The organism is Psychrobacter sp. CoH-33_TS_01, assembly GCF_058189395.1.
The window spans coordinates 319,939-340,611 of the sequence record NZ_JBVGQI010000001.1; the positions used below are offsets into that span (position 1 = coordinate 319,939).

Consider the following 20,673-nt stretch of genomic DNA (forward strand, 5'->3'; position numbering starts at 1 on the left):
TTTAATAGCAAAGGGCTTAACAGGTATCAGCATAAGTTATGCTTTATACCTCATGCGGCCGACTTAGTACCACACTAGACAACGCTTATTTTTTATTATAACTTTAGCAAGTTTTTCATATACGGACAGTATTTATGCGTACGCCTTTATTAGTGAATGTGGTAGCAACACCGTTAATCGTAGCGATGCTGAGCGTTTCAGCCCAAGCTGCCGATATCAGCGTGACTGATATCAGTTTCACCGGTCTACAGCGTTTGACCCCTGACAGCTTATACCCTGTGCTGCCCGTTACGGTAGGCGATACTTTGACGCAGCCAGTATTGGCCGCCAGTATCAAATCTCTATATGCCACCGAAAACTTTGCCGATATCCAAGCGCGCACGGAAGGTGGCCAGCTGATATTTGATGTGGTTGAGCGTCCTATCATTGCTGAAGTCAATTTTGAAGGCAATAAACTGATCCCGAAAGAGGGCCTACAAGAAGGTCTGAAAAATGCCGGTCTGGCTGTGGGCGATGTGCTCAAGCAAGCCACATTACAAGGCGTGGCCAATGAGATTCAGCAGCAATATATCTCGCAGGGTTACTACAACAGCGATATCGAAGTCGAACAGACGCTGCTTGAGGGCAACCGCGCCAAGTTAGACATTCGCTTTATTGAAGGCAAAGCGGCGAAAGTAGTCGATATCAATGTTATCGGTAATAAGTACTTTAGCGATGAAGATATCAGAGATGTTTTCGCAGTGAAAGAAAGCTCGTGGAACCCGCTGTCTAAGTCAGACCGCTATGCGCAAGAGAAGCTAGCGGCCAGTTTAGAAAACCTTAAGGCCTTATATCAAAACGCCGGTTTTGTAAAATTCGCTGTCGATAATGCGGTATTGAATATCAGCGAAGATAAGAAAAGTGTCTTTATCGAAGTGAGCTTAACGGAAGGCGAGCAATATAAATTCGGTGAAGTGAATTTCTTAGGCAAACCAAATTATGAAAACGCCGAATTAGCGCCATTGGTTACCTTCAAGCAAAATGATCAATACTCGCAAGAAGTATTGGACAAAACTACGGCTGCCATCAAGACCTACTACGGCAATGATGGCTATTATTTAGCCCAAATCCGTCCGGTACCGCGTATCGATGAAGTCAATAAAGTCGTCAATGTGGATTATTATATTGATCCATCGCGTCCTATATATGTGCGCCGTATCAACTTCAGTGGCAACACGCGCACCCAAGACGTGGTACTGCGTCGCGAGATGCGTCAGTTAGAAGGCGCGTTGGCGACCAGTGATAAAATCCAATTATCGCGCACTCGTTTACTACGTACTGGTTTCTTTAAAAACGTTAGCGTTGATGTGAAACCAGTCCCTGGCCAGCTTGATCAAGTAGACGTCAACTACACGGTAGTCGAGCAGCCTTCTGGTAGCTCAACGATCGCCGCGGGTTACTCGCAAAGTGGTGGTGTGACTTTCCAAGTCGATTTGACCCAGAATAACTTTATGGGTACGGGTAACCGGGTTAAAGCGGCTTTATCACGCTCTGAGACCCGTGACTCGTATAGCTTAGGATATACCGACCCGTACTTTACTGAAAACGGTGTCTCGCAAGGCGTGAGCGCTTATTACCGCAACACCAAATATGACGATCGCAACGTTAGTAAGTACGTGACCGACTCTTATGGTGGCACGCTCAACTATAGCTATCCAGTCGATGAGACCAAGCGCGTTAGTGCCGGTTTAAATATTGATAATACCAAAGTGCGTGGCGGTCGTTTCTTAGGCGTGTCCAACGTACAGCAACTTATCGATGATGGTGGTACGGTCGAGCAGTTCACTGGCGATGATGCCGGTCGTACGAGCTTCAAAAACGACTATACCACTTATAACTTATTGTTAGGTTGGGACTATAGTACGCTAGACCGTCCGGTTTTCCCAACGGAAGGTATGAGCCATGCGGTCGATGCCACCATCGGTTTTGGTGATCAAAACTATCAAAAAGTCGTCTATCGCGGCAACGCTTACTATCCTTTATATAAAGACTTAGTAGCGCGCGGTTATGCGAAATTGGGCTACGGTAACGACCTGCCATTCTACGAGAATTTCTATGCTGGTGGTTATGGGTCAGTCCGTGGTTATGAAGCCTCGAGCTTAGGGCCTAAATCGCAAAGTTATATTGATGCTATCAACGATGATTTACGTTATAAAGACGAAGAGATTGGCGGTAATGCCTTGGTTAACTTCGGGGCTGAGCTAATTTTACCCATGCCATTTAAAGGTGATTGGGCGGATCAAGTGCGCCCTGTGCTATTCGCAGAAGGGGGTCAAGTCTTTGATACAACCAATAGAGAAGACAGAACCTTTGTTACGGAAGCGGGCGTAGATACTAAAGTACCTTTATTAACCCAAGATAAAGAAATGCGTTATAGCGTGGGTGCCGGTATTACTTGGTATACGCCAATTGGTCCTATCTCAATCAGTTATGCCCAACCTATCGGGGATAAAGAAGGCGATGAGACTGAAAAAGTCCAGTTCCAGATTGGTAGCACGTTCTAGAGTCGTGGTAGCATCTTTTATAGATGGGCTATAACCCTCTTAGCTTGCCGTATCCTTGCGAGGCTATGGCAAGCTAGCCAAATAAGTACCAATAATTAAGTACTAATAAATCAGTATCAATAATTAAGTACTAAAAACTAAGTGCTAATAAATAAGCATCAAGCGGTATCCAACCTAGGAAGTCCAAAAGCATGGTCACGATTGCTCAGCTGATAGACCGGATAGAGACCCGCCAAGCCGTGCTAAATAAAGCGGAGTTTAGCGCTGAGCAATTACAGACTAGGTTGGTTGGGGTCAATCCGTTAGATAAAGCAGGTCCTGACCAACTTAGTTTTTTGGCAAATCCTCGCTATAGCGCAGCCTTAACCACGACCCAAGCAGGGGTCGTCTTAATAGATAAAGCCAACAGCGACAACGTACCCGAGACCACGTTAGGGGTAGTCGTTGCTGCGCCTTATTTAGCCTATGCCAGTTGCAGTCAGTTGTTTGAGCCAGACTTTGGGAAGGAGTTAGTGGCTCAATCCGCTGCTAATTCAGAGCCTGCCGAGGTCGGTATTCATCCGCAAGCCTCTATTCATCCCACCGCCGTTATTGGCACAGATGTCTATATCGCTGCTGGGGTGGTTGTCGGCCCTTTTTGCGTTATCGAGTCAGGCTGCCGCATAGGTGTGGGTACTAAGCTAATAGCACAAATTCACCTAGGCAGTAAGGTCATGCTAGGGCAGGAGTGTGTGCTGTTTCCGCAGGTTATCATCGGTCACGAGTGTCATCTGGGAGATCGGGTACGCGTGCATGCGCAGGCCAGTATCGGGATGGCAGGGTTTGGCTTTGCGCCTACAGCAGACCCCGCTACCTCAGGCTGGGAGCATATTGCGCAATTGGGTCGAGTCATTATTGGCAATGATGTGCGTATTGGTAGCCAGACTTGTATCGATCGCGGTGCCGTTGAGGATACGGTGATTGGGGATAACGTCATTATCGATAATCTAGTACAGATTGGACATAATGTGACTATCGGTGCAGGTACGGCAATCGCGGCCAATACGGGCATTGCTGGCAGTACTAGCATAGGTAAACGCTGTATCATTGGTGGAGCGGTGGGTATTATTGGTCACCTTACAATCACAGATGATGTGACTTTGACCGCCATGACTATGGTGACGAAGTCGCTGCTGCAGCCGGGCTCGTATTCTTCAGGTACCGTGGCTATGCCTACGCCTAAGTGGCGCCGTGCAGCGGTACGTTTTCGCCAAATCGATTAGCTTAAGTAAAACCTTAGTTTGTAGTCCGTTTTATACTTTATAATAGTGGTTTTATAGCTGGTTATCATGACCTCGTGGTATTTTCATGAGTGCCAATATCGCTAGTATTTTTAATTCAGCTATCGTGGTGAATGGAGCTACAGCCAATCAAGCGTTCTTTTAAGACCAACGGCTGTTGTTAAGCCCCTGCTATTTATAATCTAACTGACACTACCATTATGTTCCAATAATGAAACCAAAAACGGCCCATTGATAGGGCCTGTAATCAAGGAAGAATAGAGATGTCCTCTCAGCTCGAACCCACCCCAACGGTTGGTGAAAAGTCGCTACCTACCATGCCTATGAACTACGATGCTATCAAGAATTATTTGCCGCACCGTTATCCTTTTATGCTGGTGGATCGCGTCACGGCTTGTGAGCCTTTTAAGTGTATTGAAGGGCTGAAAAACATTACCATTAATGAACCTTACTTTAATGGCCATTTCCCTGATGAGCCGATTATGCCAGGGGTACTGATGGTCGAAGCTATGGCACAGATATCCGGTATCCTGGGCTTTATTAGTGAAGGTATGACAGCGGAAGATGGTTATCTTTATCTATTCGCTGGGGTCGATAAAGTGCGCTTTAAGCGTCAAGTGATCCCTGGCGATCAGCTGATTTTGCGCGCCAATCTATTGATGCAAAAGCGTGGTATCTATAAGTTTGATTGTACCGTACATGTGGGCGACACCTTAGCCGCCAGTGCGCAAGTCATGATTGCCCGCCAAGAAAAAGCCTTATTAAAGCTATAACTTTAGAGTCTGTTGAGCAGTCAAATATTAGGGCGACTGCTTGATTTACTTCGAATAAGTAATTGTGATCGACGGCAATTACGGTCTATAACTTTTGGTTAGCTGCAGTGCTCGTGTTCATCGCGAGCTTTGCTATGACCTTTGATAACGTGAGCTACTGTTTTCGTTAGCGATTGTAAAACAATAGCATCGCCATAGCGTGTTATTATGCCTATTACTATGGGTAAAATTAATATTATTCATCAAGCTATGCAGCGCTTGCGCACGAGAACCTGCCATATTCAGCAGGCCAATATATTATGGCGTCAGCGGCTTAGCCGTATTTGTGATACTTAAATTTTGTAGTATTTCCCCTATTTTTTAGATAATTAGCCAAAGGCATATTTTATGAGTCAAATCCATCCTACCGCCATCATAGCGCCTGATGCGACCATTCATGAGACGGCTGTGATTGGTCCTTATTGTATTATCGGGGAGGCAGTAACGATTGGGGCTCATACGACTTTACATCGTCATGTGGTCGTGACGAGAAACACCCGTATAGGTGAGCATAACCAAATTTATCAGTTTGCTAGTATCGGCGAAGATTGCCAAGACCTAAAATATGCAGGCGAGACCACGTGGTTAGAAATTGGCGACCATAATGTGATTCGTGAGGCGTGTAGTTTTCATCGCGGGACCATCCAAGATAAAGCTTTGACTAAGATAGGCAGCCACAATCTCTTTATGGTGAATACGCATGTTGCTCACGACTGTGTGGTAGGCGATCACAATGTCATTGCTAATAATGTTGGTGTGGCCGGTCACGTACACATTGGCAGTCATACCATCATCGGTGGCAACTCAGGGATTCATCAGTTTTGCTGTATCGATGACTACAGTCTTATCGGTGGCGCTAGCTTAATCTTAAAAGATGTCGCAGCCTTTACTATGGTATCCGGCAACCCAGCTAGTGCCCATGGGTTAAATATTGAGGGTATGCGCCGTAAAGGTTGGAGTAAAGAAACCATTAATGTCTTGCGCCAAGCTTACCGGACTATCTTTAGAATCGGCCTCACCACTAAGCAAGCCTTAGTCATCCTCGAAGAGGAAATGTTGCCGAAAGAGCCCAAAGTGGCGTTATTAATTAACTCGCTAAAAAATAGCAAACGTGGGGTAGTCCGTTAAATCCTAATGACTGCCTTTAACCAGCTAATAGGGTTAAGAGGTGACGACAAAGCCTCAATGTTAGAGGTTTTAAAATTCAACTTTATTAATTATTTATAGCAGATTTAAGTCCTATTAACGTGAAATTTGTTTACTGTTATTCCTAATTAAACTTATTTTGCTATTAAGCCATAACGATACGTTATGGCTTTTTTTAATTGTGCTTACTTGACTTTTGCTATCAGTTAGCTGACACTTAGCGGTTATAAGAGGTAAACAAATCTTACAGGATGTTACGTAGAATGAGATCAGCGTAGCCGTACTAAGAATAAGGATAACGCAGTTATGAGTACACAAAAACAGGATCATGCCCAGTGGAGCTCTAGTTTTGGCTTCGTACTAGCGGCAGTTGGTTCAGCAGTTGGCCTTGGTAATATTTGGAAATTTCCGTACATGGTCGGTGAGAGTGGTGGGTCAGCTTTCGTTATCGCCTATCTATTCTGTATTGCGTTGGTTGGTTTTCCCGTCCTGGTTGCCGAATGGCTAATCGGTCGTCGCGGCCAGAAAAACCCAGTAAACACCTTTACTGATGTCGCCGCTAGCGAAGGTAAATCACGCACTTGGGGTATCGTTGGTGCCACAGGTATTCTTGGTGGTTTCTTAATACTATCGTTCTACAGTGTCATCGGTGGTTGGGCGCTAAACTACATTACCAAAATTGGTAGTGGTAGTTTTATTGGTCAAAACAGCGACTCAGTAGGCGCGACTTTTGATGCTATGTTAGCTTCTGCTGGCACCTTGACCATTTGGCATACTGTCTTTATGGCACTAACGGCGCTAATCGTTGGTATTGGTGTGACCCGTGGTATCGAAATGGCGGCTAAGATTTTAATGCCGTTACTTGGTCTTATCTTATTCATCATCGTAGGCTACAACGTCGTTAATGGTGGCTTCGGTGAAGCAGTAGCTTATCTATTCACGCCAGACCTTAGCAAATTGACCGGCTCAGTGATGTTGGCGGCTCTAGGTCATGCGTTCTTTACCTTATCTATTGGTATGGGCATCATGATTGCTTACGGCTCATATCTTGGTCGTGAAGTGAATTTGCTGAAGACCGCTCGTACGGTCGTTATCTTAGATACCGTTATTGCTCTAGCCGCTGGTTTGGCTATTTTCCCAATTATCTTTAGCCATGGTCTTGATCCTTCTTCAGGTCCTGGTCTTATCTTCGTCAGTCTACCCATTGCTTTTGGTAGCATGACTGCAGGTACTATCATTGGTACTTTATTCTTCTTACTCATTACTTTTGCTGCTTTGACCTCGTCAATCTCGTTACTAGAGCCTACAGTAGAATTTTTAGAAGAGCGTACGTCGATGAGTCGTACCATGTCGACTATTTCGGCCAGTATTGTGATTTGGTTATTGGGTATCGCTGCACTATTATCGTTCAACCTATGGGCGGATTTCACCATCATGGGCAACGGTATCTTTGATGCGCTAGATAAGGTCACTAGTAAGTTCCTATTACCACTAACAGGTCTTGCCGGTATTATCTTCTTTGGTTGGAAAATGGACCAAACCGCTATTCAGCGTGAATTGAATCTATCTGGTGGTACTTGGCAAGTTTGGCAAATCGTAGTTAAATTTATAGCTCCAATTGCTATTATTGCCGTTTTTATTGCGACTTTGATGGGTTAATAGCTCCTCAAGAAGTTGAATAAAGTGACACAAAAAAAGCATCCGATAGGATGCTTTTTTTATGGGAGAAATTTAGTAGGGATTACATAAGTTACGGAATAGTCCATCCTACCTAGTGCAGTATTTTGCTAAGGCAAGTCATACTCTAAAGTAACGTTAACTCCGGGACGGCTTGCCCGCGCTTGCTATAAAACTCAGTGACAAACTCATCAAAACGGTCTTGCTCGATAGCCTCACGAATACCCGCCATCAAACGTTGATAATAGCGTAGGTTATGAATCGTGCCCAATTGTGCGCCCAACATCTCTTTACATTTGTGCAAATGGTAGATATATGCGCGGCTAAAGTTCTGGCAAGCGTAGCAATCGCACTCAGGGTCTAGCGGCTGCTCATCGGTACGGTATTGGCTGTTGCGAATACGCACCACCCCTTGGTTTTCTGTATCACCGGTCACGAAGTAATGACCATTGCGCGCATTACGCGTGGGCATCACACAGTCAAACATATCGACCCCACGGCGAACCGCTTCAACGATATCTTCCGGCTTGCCCACACCCATAAGATAGCGCGGCTTATCCGCAGGCATATCATCAGGTAGGTAGTTCAAGACTTCGATCATTTCTTCTTTAGGCTCACCAACAGACAGACCACCGATGGCATAACCGTCGAAATCAATCTTTAGCAACCCTTCTAACGACTGCTGGCGCAAATCGCTATACATACTGCCTTGGATGATACCAAAAAGAGCATTCTTGCTCTCTAATCTTTGATGCTCATCGATACAGCGCTGCCCCCAACGTAATGATAACTCAAGCGAAGTTTTGGCTTCATCATGAGTGGCTGGGTAGGGCGTACATTCATCAAACTGCATGACGATATCAGAGTTCAAGCTATACTGAATCTGCATCGACTTTTCCGGAGACAAAAATACTTTAGCGCCATCGATAGGCGACTTAAAGTTGACGCCTTCTTCAGTAATTTTGCGCATAGCCCCTAAGCTGAATACCTGAAAGCCACCCGAGTCGGTCAAGATAGGCTTGTCCCAATTCATAAACTGATGCAGACCACCGAAGCGATCAATGACTTCAGTGCCCGGACGCAACCAAAGATGGAATGTGTTACCGAGAATAATATCGGCGCCAATGTCTTTAATATCGCGTGGCAACATCCCTTTGACAGTGCCATAAGTACCCACAGGCATAAAAGCCGGTGTTTGCACATCGCCATGATTTAAATGAACGGTACCGCGGCGCGCGCGAGTTTGCCCAGTGGCAGTTTTATGAAGCGTAAATTGCATAAAAGTATCTTAAACTGAAAATAAAATCAGGCTAATTATACCATTGTCGCCGGTAGTTAGGGAGAGCAAAGGCTGAGCGGTTTATTGTGCCTGCTATACCTTGTCTTATTTTATTTTGCAGCGTGTCTATTAACCTATATAGACAATAAGCCACGCAAAAACCGTTGTAGCAGCTGGGATAACCTCTTAAAGTAGCTAGAGTCTTATTTAATTTATTATTAATTGAGTTTTTCTTATTTAACTCCCCTTTATCCCCTTGCTTTAGAGAGTTCCGCTGATGCGCTTACTGCCTACCCTAAAAACAAGACGCCCTAAGTATGCGCTTACCCTATTGCTGACAGGCTCTCTACTATTAACTTCAGGAGCTGCTATGGCCACCCCCGAACCGAGCTATACCCTATTAGAGCAATTAGACGACTTCGAATTGCGTAACTATGCCCCCAAGATTATTGCGCAAACCACAGTGAGCGGTGATTACGAGGCTGCTAGCCGTAAGGGCTTTAAAATACTGGCGAACTATATCTTTGGTAATAACAGTGTTTCTAGTACGGAAGACGCCAAAAATAGCGCCAAGATTAGTATGACCGCGCCTGTCATTATGAAGCCTAGCGACGGGGTAGGTGATGATAGAAGCGACGATAAGGCTAATGATACAAGTGCAAAAATTAGTATGACTGCACCGGTTAGCATGCAAAAAAGTGAGGGCAACTGGCAGGTCTCTTTTGTGATGCCAGAGAACTACACTATGGCGACTATTCCTAAGCCGAACAATACTGCGATTACCCTTATAGAAATCCCCGAAGTGCGCTATGCGGTCATTAAGTTTTCGGGCTTAGCGGGTGAGAAAAAGGTAGCGGAAAAGACCGCTGAGCTGCAGCAGTGGATGCTGACTAAAAAATTAACCCCAATCGCTACTCCTGAACTGGCCCGCTATAATCCACCGTGGACGTTACCATTTTTGCGCCGCAATGAAGTTATGATTGCTTATTAACTTAGTGGGTTAAGGATGCCAAAAGGATGCAAGTAGATTGCTGGCAAGTACTAGAGATAGCGCCTACGGATGATGAACGGGCGATTAAACGCGCATATGCTACTCAGCTAAAACATAATAAACCGGACAAGCATCCTGAAGGCTTTCGAAAATTGCGGGAGGCCTATGAGCAAGCTTTGGCGGTGCGGCTATATTATTCTGATTTTATAGATACCGATGATAATGACTGGAAAGATGATACTGAGTCTAATGCTGAGCTTAGTGGTAACAATGAAGTCGAAGACATTGTTAATCTTGCAAACACTACTGATGTTGAAAACATTATTGACGTAGAAAAAGAAGACGCTATTGCCAGCAATATTGAAGTGACCAGTAATGACAGCGCAGCGTTAAAGGATGAGGTCGACGATAATATAAATGAAGCTATAAATGCTTATGGGGATGACCATAGCGAAGAGGGCTCTGATACCAGTAGCTATGTTAATGATGACTATCCTAACAATGACGGTGCTAACAATGACTGTGCTAACGGTCATGACCTAGCTAGCGAAAATAACGCAAGTACCCAAAGTAACGACGATGACAATAATTATGATGACAATGTAGATGATATTGACCAACCAGTAGTTTCTCGCTACGAGCTTATCGTGCCGCAAGATACCAATATACAGAAACCTTTAAACTGGCAGCAGCAATGGCAACAGCAAGTTGATAATGCTGAAAAGAATAATGCAGATTCACAACTCTTAATCTTATTACAAACCCAGTTCCAAGCTATTCAGCAGCTGCCGTTAGACGAGCAATATGATTTTGAAGAAAGCTTACTGGTCTGGTTGAGCGAGCAGCCACTGTATTATCCGGACAGTTATGTCGCTAGTAAGGCCTACTTTGACTGGGAGCAGCGCTTATTAAGTTGGGATGATGAAGGCTATCCTTGGTACCAACTGCGCCCGTTAGACAGTGGCTATCAGCAAGTGCTAAATTTTGCTAGCCATACAGGTTTTAGACAGTATTTATCTGAGCATTATCCACTGGTTGCGCAGTATTTATACCCTAGCGATTTATTGCCAGTTAATGCGCAGGGTCAAGCCTTAGACCTATCACCAAAGCTCGCTATGAGCCGCTGGCAGTTCTTCCGCAAATTTTTTGTACCAGCCCCTGCCTTAGCATTATTCAACCAACTGGAAGCCTTGCAAGAAGAATTAGCCATAGTCGATCAAGGGTTTATCCACAGCTATGGTGGGGCAGATAGCGATATAACTCGGTTAATGGCAAAGCTCACCCAAGCTGCTCTTATATCCAATCCGCCATTCAATGCGGATAGCCCCATGCAGTACCGCAATCCCGCCCACTATTGGCAAAATTATGCCCCCTTGTTGACGCTGCGCCAATGGGTGATGGGGCGGTTCGTCCGTAAGGAAGATTTCTTTAAAGTAGCAGCAGTGGGGGCGCTGTTTGTTGCAGTGCTGTGGGGTATTGATAAAGGCATCTTTCATTCGCCGCTACCGTGGGTGACCTATTTATATGAAATGGTAGGAGTGGCATCAGTACTGGTCATGGCGCTATCAGTCTGGCAGCTATTACTGATGCTTTATGCGCGCCCTTATCGCTTTATCAATGAAGACCGCTATCATGTGGGTAATTTGACTTGGCTGCTAGGTAGTGCTGCCATGTGGTTGTTATTCACTGCGCTATGGATGGAGTCTGCATCTAGAACGCAGGTCGGCATACCGCATGAGCTGAGCTATTATGTGGCTAATTTAGCGGGATTTAGCTTTTTGTTGGCACTCAATACACGCCATGACAATTTGTTAGTCATTCAAGTTATCTGGTATTGGGCGCTCGCTATGCTGTCCTTTACTGTGATTTATCCTCTGCTCATGTTAATCAGCGCGAATGGCGACACAGTAGCCCGCGAAATAAATACGGCTGAGCCAGTCAGTTGGATATTTGCACTAATACCCATGTTATTGGTCAATTTAGCTAGACTAGAGCCTTTTAGTTGGGTGGAGCCGATAGCTAATTGGTTCACTGGGGCGCTATTAATCCTATTAATCCCGCTATTTTTTATGATTGTGATGTTGTTTAATAGCGATCTCTTACCCAAGCTTGATTTGGGATGGATGGGGGCAGCGCTCACGCTATTTTGGACCGCAATGGCTTATATTTTACTCAAGTCTATTAGAATTCTGAATCAAGACTAGGGCATTCCCTGACAGCCAATTAAGGATATTTGAGTCAATGAAGGCAACGTGTTGGCAAATTTTGGCGATAGCGCCGACCAGTGATGCTAAAGTTATTAAGCAAGCCTACGCGGCTTTGTTAGCGGAGAATAAACCCGATAAAAACCCAGCAGGGTTTCTAGTATTGCGGGAAGCTTATGAGCAAGCTTTGGTGGAGCGAGTGTTTTATGCAGAGGACTTAAAAGATCCAGAAGGCGCAGAGGGGTTCGTTGATACCCTAGAGGCAGATGAGTTTTTTGCGGCTGATGATGCTAGTCTTAATAGTAGTTTTGATAGTGGTCTAAATGAGGCTATCGGTCATACTTCTGATATTTCAAAGACTGATACGCCAGTTGCGTTAGCGTCTAATACAGAACCGTTTAACGCCGTCTATGAGCCTTTAAACCAATTAGAGGTCTGGCAACATGCTTGGCAGCAGAGTGTGGCTTTGCCCGATGCTGACCAGAGTTTATATCAGACCTTACAACAGCAGTTTGCTCAGCGGCATCAACTGTCGTTAGATGAAGCGTTCGCATTTGAAGAGAGCTTGTTGGCTTGGCATTTCGAACATGCCACCAACTATCCGCTAAGTTTTGAATATTGTGTGCAGACTTTAAACTGGCGACAGCAGGCAAGCCAAATTCAAACGGGCGCCACATTCTCTGATAATTGGTATGACTTGTACTGGTTAATAGACGATTACGAGTCGCATAATCGGGCAGTGTTTTTACAACGACGCAACCAAAATATAGAGACTGCAAGCATCTTAGCCGGTTGGGAGAATAATTGGCGCATCAGTTTAATTAATGACAGCCTGTTGCAGCGTCTGGAAGACGATTTTGATTATAGTCAGGGTTTTGACAGCCACGCCCAAGCGTATCTTTCGCAAACGCTACTGCTTTGGTTCTATAAGCAAGCAGAGTTGCATGTGGACGCTTTCGAATTTGCTTATCAAGTTTTCTATTGGAAATATAGGCTAAAAGCACCGGATTGTTATCAATTTCCTTGGTGTTATTTGCCTCGCCTGCTAGAGCGTTATGAGCCGCAAATAGCTCTGAAGAATTCGCTGAAAATTACGGATATAGCCAGCTTTCAACGCTATGTACAGCAGCGTTATCCGCACCTCTTTAACCGCTGGTTTTTGGACCCCCACAGTCCTAAGCCGACGATAGTCATTACTAACCCTACAACTACTGACGTAATAGCCCTTGCTACTTTGCAGCCTGCGAAACCTAGCCGGCGGCAATTATGGACGTGGCGCTGGCAGTTTATTTGGGCGTTTAAGTTTGCTTATAATTTGTACCCTATTACGGAGCAACTGCAGGCTATTGACGCCATACTTGCTAAGTATGCAGCGGAGCAGACGGATATAGCCCATATTAATAGCAATGATGAAGCTCTAAATACTGCCAAGCCGTCAGAGGCTATGCGCAGTGATGTTGATCGCTATTGGCATGGCTCTGTAAAGCTGCAGCAATTATATGACTGGTCGTCAAAAGGCTTTATCCGACCTTCCTTAGGGTTATTTGTTGGCATAATTGTCGTAGCATTGGTACTGGTCATTAGCATCTCTGCGATATTTAAAGACACGCTAGGGCTGTGGCAAACTATTGCGCTAGATACTTTAGTATTAACCCTCATTCTTGGTTTTGCCCTGATATTTTGGCAATGGCAACTGACATTGTTTGCGGATATCCCAAGGTTTTTTGAGCGCAAGCAAAAGCTAGCTCGTTATGCAGCATGGGTGGGGGGACTGTGGCTTCTGGTTGTGCTACTGCCAGAAAGTATGCTTATCGGGTCTCAGGCTAATAGCATAACTGGGGTCATCGATGATTTACAGCCTATCCCGAGCCTAAGTCAAATAGCTTTATTCGTACTAAAGCATGTATTAGGTCTAGGTATGGCCACCTTGTTAGCTTATAAGACCGTAGATATCTATAGTGTTTTAGGGACATGGCATATCAGGTTAATGATCACGGTCATGGTGCTGCTCACCTTGATGGGTTGGTTATTGCCTAGTCATGAAGTATTAGCTTTTATTCCATCGGCTTGGCTGTGGGGAGTATTGGCTATACCCTTATCACTTAAGGTTAGCGCCAAGCAGCATCTAGAGCGCAGTGGCTTGAATATGTTAGCTGAAATCATGATATTTTTTATTGCCCTAGGGGCGTTATATATGATGGTTTATAGCTTCTATGTCATTGTGACGCTATTTTTGCCACAGATGATGGTGAGTGCAGGGGTGTTAATACTGCTGCTAGTCCTTTGGGGCTGGAATCTTTTCCAGTCTTGGGCATTTTGCAATGGCAATGCGGACCAGTTATTTAATTTAAAAGCTAGAATAACTCGTTAGATGAGGTAATTAGTACTCGTAAATTATGGGCATAAAAAAACCACTACCGAATAGATAGTGGTTTTTTCTTTAATAAGACAGCTAGAGTCTTAGATCCATTAAACAGTCTGAGAATTAACCTAGCTTATTTAGCATCTTGCTCACGGATAATGGTTAGCATACGACGTAACGGCTCAGCAGCACCCCAAAGTAACTGGTCGCCTACAGTAAACGCGCCTAAATATTCGCCACCCATATTCAACTTTCGGAGACGACCTAGTGCGACTTTTAAAGTACCAGTCACAGCTACAGGCGTTAAGCGATTCATAGCGGCTTCTTTATTATCTTCAACCAAGTCTAACCACTCATTGCCACTGTTGCGTAGCGCGTCTTCGATTTCCTCAAGAGGAATATCCTTGGTCAGCTTGATAGTCAAGCCTTGAGCATGACAGCGCATAGCGCCGATACGCACACATAAACCATCGATAGGCACAGTAGTATCGCCTGAATTGCCTAGGATTTTATTGGTCTCAACACCGCCTTTCCATTCTTCACGCGACTGCATATTGTCTAGCTGCGAGTCGATGTAAGGGATTAAGCTACCCGCTAATGGCACCCCGAAATGCTGCTGTGGGAAATCGCTGCTGCGTTGCGTCTCTGCGATTTTTCTATCGATATCTAGGATAGCGCTGGCAGGATCGGCCAATTCGTCTTTGACCGCATCACGCAACACGCCCATACCTTCGATAAGTTCGCGCATGTTTTTGGCACCAGAGCCACTGGCAGCCTGATACGTCATGGCAGAAACCCACTCAATCCAACCGCGGTTAAACAACTCGCCGATAGCCATTAGCATAAGCGAAACGGTGCAGTTGCCGCCGATAAAGTCTTTTTTACCGTTGGCTAGTGCTGCATCGATGACCTTGCGGTTGACCGGGTCAAGGACGATAATGCTGTCGTCTTCCATACGTAGCGTGCTAGCGGCATCGACCCAATAGCCTGTCCAACCACTATCGCGTAGCGGCTGATGGACTGCAGAAGTATAGTCGCCACCTTGGCAGGTAATCACTACGTCACATTCAGCAAGGGCGGCAATATCATTCGCATCTTTGAGTTTGCTACTGGTCTCAGTGTAGGTCACGCCCTCAATCTTGGGCGCGTCGCCACCGGCGTTACTGGTCGAAAAAAACACAGGCGTAATGCCTGCGAAATCATTCTCTTCAACCATACGCTGTATTAATACCGAGCCGACCATACCGCGCCAGCCTACCAAGCCAACTGTCAAATTACTCATGAAATTGCCCTCTTAAGGTAAATATTGATTTGTCCGTCCAACCGTTAACAATGCCGTGAATAGGGTGAAAATGCAAGGTATTTTGGCGAAAATGCGTAGTTTTTTAACGATAAGCAGGGGGTTGGCATGTTTAGGTATAACTAGACGGCTTATAACCTCCAACTGACCTGATAACACAAAAATTTCAGGAATATAGCGGCAAACTTATAAAGTTAGGAAAGGTCGTGACGACTGCCCCTTGATTTGTGATAATGAACGCCATAAGCACTCAAGTGCACATTAAAAATAGGTCTACGAGCGCTATGGATTATTTGATTTTATATTATGCCGTGCAGGTATTGGCAGGGTTTATCGCTTTTGTGACGATTTGGGGCATGATACCGCTCGATAACTGGTGGGTGCGCGGCGTTGAGTTTCCTCGATTACAGATTATTGCGCTCGGTACTTTAGCGTGGGTAGGTCTATTAGCGTTTTGGGTGAAATGGGAGGTGCTGCAATGGGCTTTATTCGTTGTGCTCGGTCTGGCCTTGGCCTTTCAATTGCGTATGGTCTTGCCTTATACCCGCATCTGGAAAAAAGAAGTCCGCCATGCCAAGCCAAAACCTAAGAGCCATCAGCTTAAATTAATGGTTTCCAACGTCTTGACGCCCAATGACAATACTCAAGCCTTGGTGGATTTGGTCAAAAAGCGTGAGCCGGATATTTTGATTACGCTTGAGTCCGATATGAAGTGGCAAAAAGCGCTAGAGGCCGTAGAAGACGACTATCCCTATAGCGTCAAAGTACCGCTAGATAATCTTTATGGAATGCATTTATATTCTAAGCTCGAGCTGATCGACCCTGAAGTCAAGTATCTGATGATTGACGATATTCCTTCTATTCATACGCAGATACGGCTAAAGACTGGCCAAGTGGTTTGGTTGTATTGCTTGCACCCGATGCCGCCGAGTCCGACCGAAGCGGATAAATCGACCACGCGCGATGCTGAGCTGTTAATGGTGGGTCGCCATATTAAAGAGCAGGGTCAGACGGCTATTTTGGCCGGTGATCTCAACGACGTCGCTTGGTCAAAAACCACACGCCGTTTCCAACGTATATCAGGCTTACTAGACCCGCGTATTGGCCGTCATTTTATTAATACCTTCCATGTAAAATATCCTTTCCTACGTTGGGCGCTCGATCATATCTTCCATAGCGAATGCTTTACTTTGGTCAATATTGAGCGTATGCCTTCGATTGGCTCCGATCATTTCCCCGTTATGACTATTTTGCAATATGCGCCTGAGCACAGTGCTGAGCAAAAAGAGAATGCCCCGACCGCCGCTAAAGAGGACCTAAAAGAGACTGAGCATAAGATTCAGCAAGGTAAGGAAGAGGGGTGTAAAGTTTCTGAGGAGCATCGTGAAGAAGCTGCGGAGTGTGGTTGTAAGGAATAAAGAGTAAGGGGCAGGGTTGGTAATATTAAATATTAGTGAGCCCCTATTAGATTGTAGAATAAAAAAAACCTCAAGAAATACGCCGATTTCTTGAGGCCATAAAGCAGTAAAAAGACCACTTTTAAAACGATAAGCTAGCTTTCGAGTCTAGCTTTTTTTAATTTTTCAAAAAAGTAGCGACGATTAATAACGTGCATCTTTTGGTTTTTTGCCGGTAGGCCAGTCGTTAACCTTGCCTGCAAAGTCAGGACGCGGTTTATGGGTAAAGAACTCAGCGACATCGATAGCATCTTGATCAGATAGTACGCCACCATGACCCCACAAGCCTTTAGTTTGAATCCCCATAGGCATGTTATATTTCACAAAGGCCGCAGCTTTATAAGTTCGTGCCATACCGGCACCAATGTTAAACGACTCATCGCCCCATAGTGGTGGGAAAACCACATCGCCACGCTTGTCTTTAATCCCTTCGCCATTATCGCCATGGCAGCTAGCGCACTGAACCTGATAGATTTTCTCGCCACGGACTGGATCAGGTACTAGGCTCTCATCGACTGAGCCTGCGTTTTTGATATCTACTTTCTGATCTTTTGGCGTGTTTTGCGATAGCCACTGCATATAAGCCAACATCGCCTTCATCTCTGGGCCTTCACGGTCGATCGGCTTACCGTTCATAGAGCGATTGAAACAGCCATTAATACGCGCTGCCAAATCAATCTCTTTACCAGCCCGTGGCATGACGCGTGGATAAAAGTTATAGCTGTTGATGTACGGATCGCCCAAAGGGATTTTACCCTGGGCAATATGACAGCTGTTACAGTTCATCGTCGCGCCCACGTGCTCAGGCAATAGACGTTTGGTCTCATTTAGCAAACGCTTACCGTAAAAGATTTCCTCGGCATTGGGCTCATCTAAAATAGCGGTATCCTGTGGCAAAACGTACTTGCCGATATCTTCGTTGGCATCGTCAGCGGTAATTAGATTGTATTCAGCCGCCGCGCGCTCTGTAGGCTCAGGCTGTGAGCAGGCCGCAAGCCCGGCTAGCATAGCTGTAGATAGGCCGAGGACTAGCGCATTACGCAGATAGCGGCTGTGGGTAAGAGGGCTATTATTTAAAGGTAAATTATTCATTGCCCGCTCCTTTTTTGCTGTCCGCTACCGTTAGATCTGGTGGTAAGTCAGTAGCAGTGGTGGGTTTTTTCTTCAAGAAGGCGCGCATTTTTACCACATCGGTAGTGTCAATCATTGGCGCTTGGTTGGTCCAGCTGTTACGCACATAGTTCACCACTTCAGCAATATCTGAATCGCTTAGATGACTGAACTCAGGCATAGTGAATGCCATACGGTCGTGCGGCGTTTCTGGCATACGGCCGCCACTCAAAGTAATCTGTAGGACAGAATCTGCATTGCGCGCATAGACCGCACTGTTATCATCAAGGGCAGGAAAGATACGCGGTACACCGCCACCATCTGCTCTGTGACACACTTGGCAGTATTCAGCGTATAAAATAGCGCCGCGAGTATCGTACACACCGTCCAATAATTTTTGGGTGGTCTCATCTTTCTTAACGGGCAATTTCACTTCTTTATTCGGCGCTGGCGTGAGCGTCTTCAGATAAGCTGACATCGCATTGAGGTCGGTATCCGTCATATACTGCGTACTGTGCTCAACGACTTCTGCCATGGCCCCAAATGCTGCAGTCTTATCGGTACGACCGGTCTTAAAGAAATCAACCAGTTCCGCTGTATTCCATGTGCCTAAGCCACGATGCTCACCACGCAAACTCTTCGCGCGCCAACCATCAATCACAGCACCGCTGAGGTACTCATCAGAGTCCGCGTTGGTTAAGGCTATTTCTTGGAAGCCGATACCGCGCTCCGTATGACAAGAGCCACAATGTCCAGGGCCTTCAACGAGATACTGACCACGAGCCACTAAAGAGTCTTGTGATTCAGGGGTAAATTCACGCTTGGGCGCAAATAGGACCTGCCAATAAGATAACGGCCAGCGCCAGTTAAAGACTGGAGGTAACTCGCTCGCTAGATTGGGTTGGTTGACTGGCTTCACCTCTGACATAAAGTACGCATACATCGCGGCGATATCGTCGTCCGGCATAATTTGGTATGACGGATACGGCATGGCAGGGTATAGCGCACTGTTGTCTTTACGCACGCCATGTTTGACGGCATTGCTAAAGTCAGCAAGGGTATAGTTACCAATACCCGTCTCTTTATCCGGGGTAATGTTGGTCGAATAAATAGCACCAAGTGGGGTCAGCATAGGCAAACCACCCGCATAATCAGCACCTTCTAAAGTAGTGTGACAAGCAACACAGTCAGCCGTACGAGCCACGTATTCGCCTTGTTTAATCAAAGCTGGGTCGGCAATATCAATCTGCATAACCGTACTATCAGTACGCATATGCGGTAGCAAAATGCCAATAACGAATGCTAATATCAAGCCGATGACGCCCGCCATCAAAATATACAACAGCCATTTTTTCATAGGCCTGACCTCCTAAATTAAAGTCTTAAAGCGCAAATATTCAAATAAAATCTGTCTTTATAAATTTTAAGAAAATTAAATAATTACAATATGTTACTAATAGTATAAGAAAGATAGCCAGCAGTTGATATTGTGGAAAACCACATCTATCATAGGGGTATAATAGTTATCCGTAGTGAAATGATGAGAATTTATGAAGCGCCGAGCGAGCATTCGATTAGTGCGCTATTTACCTGCGATCCCCCGATAGATCCCACAGAGGTCAGTATTCACATCGTCTCGCCGCCTAATCCTGAGCAAAAGCCGGCTTGGTGCTTGCCACAGATAAACGATATTGAAATACAGATGTGGCCGAAGCTGAAGTTATGGCTGGCGCATGTAGACTTGACCAAACCCTCTGTCCTGATTTGTGATATCTCTCAGACCACCCTCGAGCTGCATGCGTTAATTGATGTCTTGCACGCTAAGGATAGCCCGATAGTTTTAATTGTATTAGGTGGAGCAGAGGATGCGGCGGCGGCAGTGGCGCTGCTAAAACGAGGGGCAATTGACTATCTCAGCGTCCCTTTTAATGACCAACAGCTGCAAGTCACTGTGCAGCGCGCGCGTAACTTGACGTTAGATAGGGCCAAATTGCGCCATATGCGCCGGTTATATGAGCAATTAACGGACAAAGAAAAGTGTATCGCGCACGAGCTAATGCAAGGCAATATTAATAAGGTCATTGCAGATAACTTAGATGTGTCGGTGCGAACGGTGGAGGTGCACCGTGCCCATGTCATGACCAAGATGCAGGCTTCACATATTAGCGAGCTGATTCAGAAGCTGTTATTGGTGACGCTTTGGAAGGGATATGCTCCTCGTTAGAGGGCGGGCTGTTTTCACTTACTTAAAATTAAAAGCGCCTATTCGAATTGTAGGTTACTGAGATAATATGGCTTGCAAGGATATTTTTCCTTTTTAATAGTCTTTGCTATTACAAATATTAGTTAATTTCTGATTGTTAGGTATGGCCTGCCACCCCTCCCTAAGACTAAAATTATAGACCTCATAACTATTGTCACTAGATAAGCAACAGGCAAAATCTTATACTAAGTCATTAGTATCTATATAATCGGATAGGGACGCTTTTGTAGGTTTTTTTATATTAGTGTC

At 45.3% G+C, this 20,673-nt stretch carries 14 protein-coding genes; 10 read left to right on the plus strand and 4 right to left on the minus strand.

The genetic code is table 11. The annotated features are described in order from the left end of the window. Positions 1-134 precede the first annotated feature (134 nt). The 5 genes from bamA (at position 135) to ACZ2XM_RS01410 (ending at position 7,440) form a co-directional block, all read left to right on the plus strand. Complete coding sequence (bamA, locus tag ACZ2XM_RS01390; protein ID WP_490587948.1) at positions 135-2,543, plus strand: outer membrane protein assembly factor BamA; 2,409 nt, start codon at positions 135-137, stop codon at positions 2,541-2,543. Between the two features lie 191 nt (positions 2,544-2,734). Continuing rightward, entirely contained in the window at positions 2,735-3,805 is a 1,071-nt protein-coding gene (gene lpxD / locus ACZ2XM_RS01395) for a UDP-3-O-(3-hydroxymyristoyl)glucosamine N-acyltransferase (RefSeq protein WP_490587947.1), read from the plus strand. A 281-nt stretch (positions 3,806-4,086) separates the two neighbouring features. Then, positions 4,087-4,596 carry a 3-hydroxyacyl-ACP dehydratase FabZ gene (gene fabZ, locus ACZ2XM_RS01400; protein ID WP_490587946.1) on the plus strand — a complete coding sequence of 170 codons (510 nt, stop codon included), beginning with the start codon at positions 4,087-4,089 and terminating at the stop codon, positions 4,594-4,596. Between the two features lie 387 nt (positions 4,597-4,983). Beyond that, positions 4,984-5,763 (plus strand): acyl-ACP--UDP-N-acetylglucosamine O-acyltransferase, encoded by a 780-nt coding sequence (gene lpxA, locus ACZ2XM_RS01405; RefSeq protein ID WP_490587945.1) that lies wholly within the window; start codon positions 4,984-4,986, stop codon positions 5,761-5,763. A 324-nt stretch (positions 5,764-6,087) separates the two neighbouring features. Beyond that, positions 6,088-7,440, plus strand: coding sequence for a sodium-dependent transporter (locus ACZ2XM_RS01410; RefSeq protein WP_490587944.1), 1,353 nt, complete (start codon positions 6,088-6,090; stop codon positions 7,438-7,440). 145 nt (positions 7,441-7,585) lie between these two features. Here the strand turns inward: ACZ2XM_RS01410 and tgt are convergent, their stop codons facing one another. Further along, positions 7,586-8,737, minus strand: a complete 1,152-nt coding sequence (gene tgt / locus ACZ2XM_RS01415; RefSeq protein WP_490587943.1) for a tRNA guanosine(34) transglycosylase Tgt — start codon at positions 8,735-8,737, stop codon at positions 7,586-7,588. Positions 8,738-9,107: 370 nt separating this feature from the next. Here tgt and ACZ2XM_RS01420 point away from each other — a divergent pair, with 370 nt between their 5' ends. Genes ACZ2XM_RS01420 through ACZ2XM_RS01430 form a run of 3 tightly spaced genes read left to right on the plus strand, consistent with a single transcriptional unit; the run spans position 9,108 to position 14,303 of the window. Next, positions 9,108-9,728, plus strand: coding sequence for an SOUL family heme-binding protein (locus ACZ2XM_RS01420; RefSeq protein WP_490587942.1), 621 nt, complete (start codon positions 9,108-9,110; stop codon positions 9,726-9,728). Between the two features lie 26 nt (positions 9,729-9,754). Further along, positions 9,755-11,932, plus strand: a complete 2,178-nt coding sequence (locus tag ACZ2XM_RS01425) for a hypothetical protein (protein WP_490587941.1) — start codon at positions 9,755-9,757, stop codon at positions 11,930-11,932. Between the two features lie 37 nt (positions 11,933-11,969). Continuing rightward, a complete protein-coding gene (locus ACZ2XM_RS01430; protein WP_490587940.1) occupies positions 11,970-14,303 on the plus strand; it encodes a J domain-containing protein in 2,334 nt (777 codons plus the stop codon). A gap of 124 nt (positions 14,304-14,427) precedes the next feature. Here the strand turns inward: ACZ2XM_RS01430 and asd are convergent, their stop codons facing one another. Then, a complete protein-coding gene (gene asd / locus ACZ2XM_RS01435; RefSeq protein WP_490587939.1) occupies positions 14,428-15,576 on the minus strand; it encodes an aspartate-semialdehyde dehydrogenase in 1,149 nt (382 codons plus the stop codon). A 302-nt stretch (positions 15,577-15,878) separates the two neighbouring features. Here asd and ACZ2XM_RS01440 point away from each other — a divergent pair, with 302 nt between their 5' ends. Continuing rightward, positions 15,879-17,012 (plus strand): endonuclease/exonuclease/phosphatase family protein, encoded by a 1,134-nt coding sequence (locus tag ACZ2XM_RS01440; RefSeq protein ID WP_490587938.1) that lies wholly within the window; start codon positions 15,879-15,881, stop codon positions 17,010-17,012. A 183-nt stretch (positions 17,013-17,195) separates the two neighbouring features. On the opposite strand, the gene ACZ2XM_RS01445 is transcribed toward ACZ2XM_RS01440, so the two are convergent. After that, positions 17,196-18,143: a c-type cytochrome gene (locus tag ACZ2XM_RS01445; protein WP_490587937.1), complete on the minus strand. Its 948-nt coding sequence runs from the start codon at positions 18,141-18,143 to the stop codon at positions 17,196-17,198. Next, complete coding sequence (locus tag ACZ2XM_RS01450) at positions 18,136-19,518, minus strand: cytochrome c (protein ID WP_490587936.1); 1,383 nt, start codon at positions 19,516-19,518, stop codon at positions 18,136-18,138. Before ACZ2XM_RS01450 ends, ACZ2XM_RS01445 begins: the two co-directional genes overlap by 8 nt. Before the next feature lie 180 nt (positions 19,519-19,698). On the opposite strand from ACZ2XM_RS01450, the gene ACZ2XM_RS01455 reads away from it, so the two are divergent. After that, positions 19,699-20,385, plus strand: coding sequence for a response regulator transcription factor (locus ACZ2XM_RS01455; RefSeq protein WP_490587935.1), 687 nt, complete (start codon positions 19,699-19,701; stop codon positions 20,383-20,385). Positions 20,386-20,673: the final 288 nt, after the last annotated feature.

Bases quoted from the DNA above. Each gene is read 5' to 3' on its own strand.
- bamA (WP_490587948.1), top strand. From the start codon at position 135: ATGCGTACGCCTTTATTAGTGAATGTGGTAGCAACACCGTTAATCGTA.
- lpxD (WP_490587947.1), top strand. From the start codon at position 2,735: ATGGTCACGATTGCTCAGCTGATAGACCGGATAGAGACCCGCCAAGCC.
- fabZ (WP_490587946.1), top strand. From the start codon at position 4,087: ATGTCCTCTCAGCTCGAACCCACCCCAACGGTTGGTGAAAAGTCGCTA.
- lpxA (WP_490587945.1), top strand. From the start codon at position 4,984: ATGAGTCAAATCCATCCTACCGCCATCATAGCGCCTGATGCGACCATT.
- ACZ2XM_RS01410 (WP_490587944.1), top strand. From the start codon at position 6,088: ATGAGTACACAAAAACAGGATCATGCCCAGTGGAGCTCTAGTTTTGGC.
- tgt (WP_490587943.1), bottom strand. From the start codon at position 8,737: ATGCAATTTACGCTTCATAAAACTGCCACTGGGCAAACTCGCGCGCGC.
- ACZ2XM_RS01420 (WP_490587942.1), top strand. From the start codon at position 9,108: ATGGCCACCCCCGAACCGAGCTATACCCTATTAGAGCAATTAGACGAC.
- ACZ2XM_RS01425 (WP_490587941.1), top strand. From the start codon at position 9,755: ATGCAAGTAGATTGCTGGCAAGTACTAGAGATAGCGCCTACGGATGAT.
- ACZ2XM_RS01430 (WP_490587940.1), top strand. From the start codon at position 11,970: ATGAAGGCAACGTGTTGGCAAATTTTGGCGATAGCGCCGACCAGTGAT.
- asd (WP_490587939.1), bottom strand. From the start codon at position 15,576: ATGAGTAATTTGACAGTTGGCTTGGTAGGCTGGCGCGGTATGGTCGGC.
- ACZ2XM_RS01440 (WP_490587938.1), top strand. From the start codon at position 15,879: ATGGATTATTTGATTTTATATTATGCCGTGCAGGTATTGGCAGGGTTT.
- ACZ2XM_RS01445 (WP_490587937.1), bottom strand. From the start codon at position 18,143: ATGAATAATTTACCTTTAAATAATAGCCCTCTTACCCACAGCCGCTAT.
- ACZ2XM_RS01450 (WP_490587936.1), bottom strand. From the start codon at position 19,518: ATGAAAAAATGGCTGTTGTATATTTTGATGGCGGGCGTCATCGGCTTG.
- ACZ2XM_RS01455 (WP_490587935.1), top strand. From the start codon at position 19,699: ATGATGAGAATTTATGAAGCGCCGAGCGAGCATTCGATTAGTGCGCTA.